Annotated in this window: 1 protein-coding gene; it reads right to left on the reverse strand. The window is 50.0% G+C overall.

Annotated features, from left to right (window positions below):
* Window positions 1–270: Ig-like domain-containing protein (locus AN395_RS19260; RefSeq protein WP_235576595.1), on the reverse strand; the 270-nt coding region annotated here is incomplete at both ends.

The raw sequence follows: 270 nt of genomic DNA on the forward strand, positions 1-270 counted from the left end.
TCAATAATACCGGTTTCTGTGGCGCTGCCGATATTACCCAGACCATCGTCTACTTCTGCGGTCACTGTGTATTCGCCTTCCGCTAATTCACTCGGCGCATCAACGCTCCATACGCCACCGGTGACGGTCGTATCAACAGTCGTAATATTCCCCGCACTGTCTTCAAACGTTAAGCTAATGGTAGTGCCATCGGCTGCATCACTAGTCCCATTAATGGTTGGTGTGGTGTCGTTGGTATCAACCAAGGTATTAATGCTAATGCTTGGCGCG

The organism is Pseudoalteromonas sp. P1-30 (assembly GCF_001400005.1).
Lineage (GTDB): Bacteria > Pseudomonadota > Gammaproteobacteria > Enterobacterales > Alteromonadaceae > Pseudoalteromonas > Pseudoalteromonas atlantica.